The 6,775-nt window shown below is 64.6% G+C and carries 7 protein-coding genes and 1 pseudogene; 6 read left to right on the forward strand and 2 right to left on the reverse strand.

Features of this window, described 5'->3' with window-relative positions; translation table 11 throughout:
• Positions 1-8 precede the first annotated feature (8 nt).
• Both EN964_RS19805 and EN964_RS19810 read right to left on the reverse strand, forming a co-directional pair.
• Positions 9-518 carry a flavin reductase gene (locus tag EN964_RS19805; RefSeq protein ID WP_127268203.1) on the reverse strand — a complete coding sequence of 170 codons (510 nt, stop codon included), beginning with the start codon at positions 516-518 and terminating at the stop codon, positions 9-11.
• Positions 519-523: 5 nt separating this feature from the next.
• Positions 524-2,068, reverse strand: coding sequence for a 4-hydroxyphenylacetate 3-hydroxylase N-terminal domain-containing protein (locus EN964_RS19810; protein WP_127268204.1), 1,545 nt, complete (start codon positions 2,066-2,068; stop codon positions 524-526).
• 92 nt (positions 2,069-2,160) lie between these two features.
• Between EN964_RS19810 and EN964_RS19815 the strand changes: the two genes are divergently transcribed.
• From EN964_RS19815 to EN964_RS19840, 6 genes and pseudogenes are all read left to right on the forward strand, one after another.
• Positions 2,161-3,030, forward strand: coding sequence for a helix-turn-helix domain-containing protein (locus EN964_RS19815; protein WP_023810826.1), 870 nt, complete (start codon positions 2,161-2,163; stop codon positions 3,028-3,030).
• A gap of 161 nt (positions 3,031-3,191) precedes the next feature.
• Positions 3,192-3,689: a hypothetical protein gene (locus EN964_RS19820; protein ID WP_127268205.1), complete on the forward strand. Its 498-nt coding sequence runs from the start codon at positions 3,192-3,194 to the stop codon at positions 3,687-3,689.
• Positions 3,690-3,865: 176 nt separating this feature from the next.
• A complete protein-coding gene (locus tag EN964_RS19825; protein WP_127268206.1) occupies positions 3,866-4,960 on the forward strand; it encodes a transporter substrate-binding protein in 1,095 nt (364 codons plus the stop codon).
• Positions 4,957-5,574 (forward strand): ANTAR domain-containing response regulator, encoded by a 618-nt coding sequence (locus tag EN964_RS19830; RefSeq protein ID WP_127268207.1) that lies wholly within the window; start codon positions 4,957-4,959, stop codon positions 5,572-5,574. Before EN964_RS19825 ends, EN964_RS19830 begins: the two co-directional genes overlap by 4 nt.
• A 19-nt stretch (positions 5,575-5,593) precedes the next feature.
• Complete coding sequence (locus tag EN964_RS19835; RefSeq protein ID WP_127387289.1) at positions 5,594-6,460, forward strand: ABC transporter permease; 867 nt, start codon at positions 5,594-5,596, stop codon at positions 6,458-6,460.
• Positions 6,457-6,775: pseudogene (locus tag EN964_RS19840) on the forward strand (glutathione ABC transporter permease GsiC); the annotation flags it as partial. The gene EN964_RS19835 and the pseudogene EN964_RS19840, both read left to right, overlap by 4 nt.

Below are 6,775 nucleotides of genomic sequence, written 5' to 3' on the forward strand. Positions count from 1 at the left end.
GCCCGGCCTCACCCGCCAAAGCTGCCCAGCCGCGTCGGCTGCGTATAGCTGCGGTCGACATAGAGCAGGGCCGAGCCGCCGCTGCCGTGCCGGACATCGATGACGCGGCCGATCATGACATTGTGCGTGCCGACGACATGCACAGTCTCAATCTCGCAATCGAAATTGACGATCGCATCCGACAACGCCGGCGTGCCGGAGGTCAGCGTCTGCCAGCGCGCCGAGGCGTAGCGTGCCTCCATGTCCCTGGTCGCGCCGGCGAATTTTCCCGCCAGATGCATGTGGTCATGCATCAGCACGTTGACGCAGAAGCGCTGGTTGGACAGAAACATGGCGGCCTGCGTCGAGCGCCCGTTCATGCAGACCAGCAGCGTCGGCGGCTCGTCGGAGACGCTGCACATGGCGGTGGCGGTGAAGCCGCCGCGTCCTGCCGGCCCATCGGTGGTGACGATGTTGACCGGCGCGCAGACCCTCGCCATGGCGTCGCGGAAATCGGTTTTCGAAATCTGCGTGGCCATCTAATTCACTCGGCCGTTGAGACAAGCGGATTGAACCAGGTATCGCCCGTCCAGCCATTCTCGTCATAGTCGGCCATGCAGGTGTCGACGAGCTCTTCCATCGCCTTCAGCCGCCCGCCGCGTTCAGCTCCTTTCAGCACCTGCAGCCGCACCTCTTCCGGCGCGCCGGCATAGTTGAGCTCGTAGAGCGCGTGGCGGCCGCCGAACTCGGTGCCGGTCGCGTCCCACAAAAGCTTCATGATCTTGATGCGCTCGATGTGGCCCATGTCGTTGGAGCCACGCACATATTGCGCCAGATACTTGTCGATCTCGGGGTTGTTGAAGTCGCGCACCGACGACGGCAGGTAGATCAGCCCGGACGCGATCACCCGGCGCACGGTGTCGATGACACGCGGATAGGCTTCCGACATGAAGGTGCGGTAGGCGAGCGCGGCTTCCAGATTGGGCAGCACCGCGCCATTCGCCCACGGGATCGGGTTGTAGGCCATGGCGTTGGAAAAGCTCCAGAACATGTGCCTGAGCGCGATGACCTCGCCCAGTGCCGCCTGGTTGCCGCGGAAAGCATCGCCGCCCGTGGCGCGCAGCGCCTTGGCCAGCAGGCCGGCGAGGAAGTCGAGCTTGACGGCGAAACGCGTGCAGCCCTGGAAGCAGTAGCCATGCATGAAGCCGGATGCCGGGTGGAAGGACAGGATCTTCTGCGCATCGCGCAGCACCAGCACGTCCTCCCAGGGGATGAAGACATTGTCGAGCACCAGGATCGCATCGTTCTCGTCGAAGCGCGACGACAGCGGATAGTCGAAGGGCGCCGCCACCGTGTTGGCCGTCTGCTCGTAGGAGACGCGGCAGAACATCTTTATCCCCGGTGCATTCATCGGCACGATGAACATCACCGACAGCGACGGATCCTCAGTGATCGTCGCCGAGCCCTGCGCCAGGAAATTGTAGTGGGTCAGCGCCGAGGACGTCGCCACCACCTTGGCGCCGGAGACATAGATGCCGGCATCCGTCTCCTTGGTGATGTGGACGAAGACGTCCTTCACCTGTTCGGCCGGCTTGTGGCGGTCGATCGGCGGATTGACGATGGCATGGTTCATGAACAGTGCGGCTTCCTGCGCACGTTTGTGCCAGGACAGAGCATTGTCCCTGAACGGCCCGTACCAGTCGGCATTGGCGCCGAGCGTGTTCATCAGCGCCGCCTTGTAGTCGGGCGTGCGCCCCATCCAGCCATAGGACATGCGCGACCACTCGGCGATCGCCGTCTGCTGGGTAACAAGCTCAGCCGAGGATTTGGCGACCCGGAAATATTTGTGGGTGTAGCCGCCCGAGCCGGTGTCGGTCGGCGAGGTCAGCGTGTCCCGCCGCAGGGGATCATGCAGCGCATCGTAGAGGCGCGCCAGCGACCGCGCCGAATTGCGCATCGACGGGTGCGTGGTGACATCGGCAATGCGTTCGCCGTATATATAGACCTCGCGGCCGTCGCGCAGGCTCTCCAGATACTCAGCCCCGGTGAACGGCCGTGCCTTATCAGTGCGGAAGTCTTCTGATCGCATGATGGTCCTCCTCTTGAGTCGCAACACTAGCGCCTTGGGCATGCTTCGGTTATGGACGGAACGGCAAAACCGATTGGACTTTTTCAGGCGCCATGAGCCAGAATTCCATCCCCGACTTCTTCGTCTATGGCGAGCCGGTGAGGCCGCTCGATGTCGGTTTCCTGCATGTCGAGACGGTGCTTGCGCGCAGCAATATCCATCTTGGTCAGGTTGCGGCGCACAAGCATCCGCAGATGGGCCAGATCACCTACTGGACCAGCGGCTCCGGCACCTACCGTATCGAAGACCGATCCTGGGACTTTTCGGCGCCTGCCGTCAGCTTCGTGCCGAGCGCTGTCGTGCATGGCTTCTCGATCGGACCCGGCACCGACGCCATCGTCGTCTCGGTCGCCGACGGCGCGCTCGCGGCCATCGCCGCTCACAGCCTGCTGCCGCTGGACAGGCCGGTCTTTGCCGACGGTCTGCCACGACACGCGGCGTGGGCGAGACTGGCGGCGGTGCTGGAGATGATCGCCGCCGAATATGCCGAGGCGCAAGCCGGCAATGACAGGGTCCTGCCGGCGCTGATCGCCGTCGCACTCTCCCACATTGCGCGCCTGAGCCCCGGCGTGACCGCCTCCGCTGCCTCTTCCGATGCTTCGCTGGCGCGGGGCCTGCGCCGGCTCGCCGACACGCATTTCCGCGACAACTGGCCGGTCGATCGCTACGTCGAGGCGCTGGCCACCACGCCGCATCTTCTCGACAAGGCTGCCCATGCTGTGCTGGGCGCCGGCGTCAAGCGGGTCGTCAGCGAAAGGCGGCTGCTGGAGGCCAAGCGTCTGCTGCTGTTTACCGTACGCACGGTGGAGGACATCGCCTACGAGATCGGCTTCGACGACCCGGCGTATTTTTCACGGTTCTTTCGCGCGCGGGTCGGCGAAGCGCCCGCCGCCTGGCGCCGGAAGCACTTGCAGGGCCATTAGTCCTGCGTGAGATGCAGACCCGTGATGCGCAATCCTCGATGTTGCAGCCACAGCCACTTTTTCGTGAAGCTGAACGGGTTGATCCCTTCGCCTGTCTGCCTAGGTAGAAAGGAGCGGCGGGCGCCACGCAAATCTGACATCGGGCCAATCTGACAGTCGGCATGATATTTTCCTGCATTCAAAAGCTTGCCCTCGCTGTTCTCTGTGTGGGAATCCAGTCTTCCTGCGTCGTTCCCGACGATACGTCGCGTATCGCCAAGGTTGATCCAACGGCGGCGGCCGCCCGCAAGGAGATGGTCGGCCTCAGCGAAGCCGATGTTCGAATGTGCGCCGGGTTTCCGACCGCCACCGCCAACGCCGGCCGATCGGGCCAGATCTGGACCTACAAGCGCATCGTCCAGCGCGGCAATCTCAGCATTGTGGTTCCGACTCTAGCGGTAGGCGCGATCCCGGCGGTCGGCGGCTCCGTCAATGTCGCTCCCGGCGGTTATTGCGACACGCAAATTCGCATGGTCGACGGCCGCGTCGCCGAAGTTGCCTATGCCGGCGACAACAATTTGCCGAACAGGCGCGACGCGCTTTGTGTCAGCACGGTGGACGCCTGCGTGACCTATGCGCGTCAACACGGTCAGAGGCCGGCGGCCAGATCGGCCAGATAGCCGGCGGCAGCGAAACGGCGATGACGGTCACGCAAATACCGTTGAGGGCTTGACTGACCCGCCGGACAGAATACGCTAGCGCAAAATACCGGCTCTGATCGCCGGGCGGCAAGAATGCCTCGTATGCCTCGCCCTTCCGGCGCTGGCTGCGAGGCATTGTCATTTTGGGGATCTGTTTGAAACGGCATATCGAGATCGGCATCCTGTATTCCCGCTCGGGGAGCTATCAGCTCGTCTCCGATGCGTGCCGCATCGGCGCCATGCGCGCCATCGCCGACATCAACGCCGATCGCAGCTCAGGCATCGAACTGGTGCCGGTCGAGCGCGATCCGCAAAGCAATGCGGACCGTTACGCGACGCTGTGCGAGGATATTTTCAGGACCAGCAGCGCGCGCCATGTCGTCGGCTGCGTCACCTCGTGGAGCCGCAAGGAAACCATTCCGGTGCTCGAGAAGGCGGGCGGCATGCTCTGGTACGCCTGCCCCTATGAGGGCTTCGAGGCCAACGAGCACGTCGTCTACATGCACGCCTGCCCCAACCAGCATCTGGTGCCGCTGATGGCGCATGTCGTGCCGCGTTTCGGCGCCAACGGTTTCCTGCTCGGCTCGAACTACATCTGGGGCTGGGAGATGAACCGCGTCGCCCGCGACCTGATCGCCGATGCCGGCGGCAAGGTGCTGGGCGAACGCTATCTGCGCATCGGCGAGACCGACGTGTCGCGGCTGATCGCGGAGATCCGTGCCACACGGCCGAACTTCATCCTCAACAACCTGATCGGCACCACTTCCTACGCCTTCCTGGCGGCCTATTGCGATCTCGGGAATGAGGATCCTGCCTTCCGCCCGGAAACCTGTCCCGTCATCTCCTGCAACCTCACCGAAGGAGAGTTGCCGGCGATCGGCGTATCCGGGAAAGGGCACCTGTCGGTCGGGCCGTACTTCGCGCCGCGGCCGGCCGCCTTCGCCTCGTCTTTCGAGGCCTCCGCCTATGCCTCCGTGCAGGTGATGGCCGACGTGCTCTCCAGCAATTCCGAAGCCGGTCCGGCGGAATTTTCCAGAGCCTTCGCAGAACGCCGCTTCTCCACCCGGCTCGGGCCGATCGCCATCGACGCGCATTCCCAGCACGCGACGCTGCCGGTGATCATCGGGCGCATCGCGGATGGCTTCTTCGAGGTCGTCAGCCGCGAGGACGAAGTCGCGCCAGACCCGTATCTGTCGCGCTACGACCCGGCAAAAACATTCGGCCGCCCGCGCCTGAGGGTGGTGTCGTGACGAGAACCCCACGCATCCCCAATCTCGGCGGCGCCAGGGCCTTCATCCTGCACCGTCCGCACCCGACGGTGCAGGCGATCACCAGGCAATTGTCGGCCATCGGCCTGATCACGCTGGACTGCTGGCCCGAACTACCGCCCGAGGCGCTGGCGGCCGATTTCGTCTTCTTCGACGCCGATCTCGGCTTCGACGAGCAATTCCCGTGGAAGCCGGGCGAAGCGCCGATGCCGCTGGTGGCGCTGATCGGCTCCGAGGCGCCCGGCCGCATCGAATGGGCATTGTCGCACAAGGCCGACGCCCAACTCTTGAAGCCGGTCGGCAATGCCGGCGTCTACAGCGCACTGCTGATCGCAAGGCAAAGTTTCGAGGCGCGAAAACACCTGGCCAGCGAAATCGCCTCGCTTCGCCAGCGCGTCGCCGAGCGCCAGACCATCGTGCGCGCGGTGACGGCACTGGCGAAAGGCGCCGATGACGGCCGCGCCTATGCGCAGCTTCGCTCGCTGGCGATGAGCTGGCAGATCAGCGTCGAGGATGCCGCGCGGCGGATCGTGGCCATGACAAGTGAAGAAGCAACGGGGGAAGAAGGCGGCGATGACCAGTCCCATCGCGCCTGATCTCACCGCGCCAGGGCGCATGCCGGTCAAGCCGCGCGCCGGCGTCTGGCGCCGGCTGGTCAGGCGCCGTCTGGCACTGCTTGGGCTGGTGATCGTCGCCATTGTCGTTGCCGGCGCCGTGCTGGCGCCATGGCTGACAGGCTACGATCCCAACGAGCAGATGTTCGACGGCCTGACCATCGAGGGCTCGCCCTTGCCGCCGGATGCAAAATTCTGGCTGGGCACCGACCTGCTCGGCCGCGACCTGTTGACCCGCATCCTCTACGGAGCCCGCACCTCGCTGATCATCGGCATCGTCGCCAATGGCGTGGCGCTGTTCATCGGCACGCTGGTCGGTGTTGTTGCTGGCTATTTCCGCGGCTGGATCGGCAGTGCGCTGATGCGCTTCACCGATTTGATGATGGCCTTTCCGGCACTGCTGCTCGCCATTTGCCTGGCGGCGGTGTTCGAGCCGAGCCTGTGGATCGTCGCCATGGTCATCGCGCTGGTCAACTGGGTGCAGACCGCCCGCGTTATTTACACCGAGACCTCTTCGCTCGCCGAACGCGAGTTCATCGACGCCGAGCGCACCATCGGGGCGAGCGCACCGCGCATCCTGTTTCGCCACATCCTGCCGCATCTCCTGCCGACCATCATCGTCTGGGGCACGCTCGGCATTTCGACCACGGTGCTGTTGGAGGCGACGCTCTCCTTCCTCGGCATTGGCGTGCAGCCGCCGACCTCGTCCTGGGGCAACATCATCTTCGAGAACCAGACCTACTTCCAGGCAGCACCCTGGCTGGTGTTCTTCCCCGGTGCGGCGATCCTGGCGCTGGCACTGGCCTTCAACCTGATCGGCGACGCGCTGCGCGACATCCTCGATCCGACGCAAAGGGGCCGGGCATGATCGCCTATCTAGGCCGCCGCCTGATCCAGTCGCTGCTGATCCTGCTCGGCGTCTCGCTGATCACCTTCGCGCTGCTCTATCTCTTGCCGGCCGACCCGGTGCGCCAGATCGCCGGCCGCAGCGCCACGCCGCAGACGGTTGAGAACATCCGCCAGCAGCTCGGCCTCGACCAGCCCTTCATCGTCCAGTACTGGCGCTATCTTACGAAGCTCATCAGCGGCGATCTCGGCCGCTCCTACATCCAGCGCTCCGAAGTCACCGAGCTGATCGTCTCACGGCTGCCGGCAAGCCTGTTGCTGATGGTCGGCGCCATCC

The sequence above is a fragment of the Mesorhizobium sp. M7A.F.Ca.CA.001.10.2.1 genome, from assembly GCF_003998575.1.
Taxonomy (GTDB): domain Bacteria; phylum Pseudomonadota; class Alphaproteobacteria; order Rhizobiales; family Rhizobiaceae; genus Mesorhizobium.